At 48.3% G+C, this 871-nt stretch carries 1 pseudogene; it reads right to left on the reverse strand.

Going from position 1 to position 871, the window contains the following annotated elements:
• A pseudogene (locus tag R7O13_RS25330) lies at window positions 1–871 on the reverse strand (DNA topoisomerase); the annotation flags it as partial.

An 871-nucleotide genomic window follows, 5' to 3' on the forward strand; every position in this document is an offset into this window, starting at 1 on the left:
TAAATATTGGCGCGCAATGAGCTGATACACTTTCATTTCGTTGCCAGACAGTGCATTAACGTTGGCTTGCTTAGGCGTTGGAATGATGGCGTGGTGAGCATCGACTTTTTTGTCATTCCACGCTTTCGACTTAATCGATAAATCGGCACCCTTCACTGCGCTTTGCAGTTCTTTGGCGTTGTTTGCAATAGCGGATGTAACCGTTCCAGCTTGAGAATAATGCTCCAACGGCAAGTAGCGACAATCAGAACGCGGATAAGTGATCAGTTTGTGCTTTTCGTATAGTGCCTGACAAGTATCTAGCACCTGCTGCGCACTCATGCCATAACGCTTTGCTGCATCAATCTGCAAAGCAGACAATGAATATGGCAATGGTGCAGATTGCTTGGTTTGCTTCTGCTCTGATTCCTTCACTATCGCTGGCTGGTTCGCGATCCGATTAGCGACGTTTTCGACTAACTTGCGATTTAATACTCGCCCTTCTTCATCCTGCCATGGTTTGCAAGCCTCACTGGGTTTCCAGCGTGCGCGAATATCAAACGCCCCATTTTGGTCTTGATACGGGATCAATGCGTGCAGCGTGAAGTAATCTTTCGGAACAAAGTTTTCAATTTCTTCATCTCGACGGACGACAAGCCCTAGAACCGGAGTTTGCACACGCCCAACCGAGAGCACACCTTGGTAGCCAGCCTTTTGTCACAGTAAAGTATAGGCGCGAGACATATTCAGTCCGGACAACCAATCCGCTCGCGAGCGCGCAAGGACAGAAACAGACAGAGGAATAAAATCACGATTGCTGCGCATTGAGCTGAGTGCGCGCTTCACTGCAGGTACATTCAAGTCAGAAATCAGCAAACGCTGTGTCGCTTCT

It is taken from the genome of Vibrio sp. Y176 (genome assembly GCF_033438945.1).